Origin of the sequence: Thermobrachium celere DSM 8682, from assembly GCF_000430995.1 — a bacterium.
In the GTDB taxonomy this organism is placed as follows: Bacteria; Bacillota; Clostridia; order Clostridiales; family Caloramatoraceae; genus Thermobrachium; species Thermobrachium celere.
This window is the reverse complement of record NZ_HF952015.1, coordinates 1-610: the sequence shown is the minus strand read 5'-3', so window position 1 is coordinate 610 and position 610 is coordinate 1. Positions and strand designations below refer to the sequence as shown.

Annotated in this window: 1 protein-coding gene; it reads right to left on the bottom strand. The window is 30.5% G+C overall.

The window, feature by feature from the left end:
• Positions 1-205: 205 nt before the first annotated feature.
• Positions 206-610, bottom strand: a 405-nt coding sequence (locus TCEL_RS00570) for a helicase HerA domain-containing protein (RefSeq protein ID WP_040683691.1), incomplete at its 5' end; no start/stop codon positions are given.

Genomic DNA, 610 nt, shown 5'->3' with positions numbered 1-610 from the left:
CTCTATTCCATATTTAACATGGATGACTATATTTGCTGTACTCCACTATTTCTAGTTCTATTTTACGCTTTTACAACTAACAAGGTTCATTTACTCTAGATAATTATAAGGTCTTTGATCCACTTTATTAAACGTGCTTGTAACGTTCTATAAATCTAGCATTAGTAAGCACACTTATATGTTTAATATTAGGATATCCTATGGCTTATWTMWTCATTAATTCTTCTAATATAACCCTAAGACCAAAGGACTTTCCTGAACCTGAACCTCCAAATATACCTATATGAGGATACTGCTGCATAGATGAAATATCAAAAATAAATGGAACTCCATTTTGTTTTAGTATCTTTCCATCTTGGTATAATAAAAATCTATCCTTTAACTCATCATCCATAGAATCATAAAGTTCTTCTGAACTTTTAATAACCCCTAATATAAGTCCTGAATCTAACTTTGATTTTAAAAGAAGATCCTTAACCTCATAAAATTCTGGTACTCTTACTTCTGAACCAACTTGAATTGGATAATCAGCTTCCACCATAAGCCTTACCTTTGCAATATATATGGTATTATCATCAATACTATATCCTAATGCCTTTAGTGATGCTAT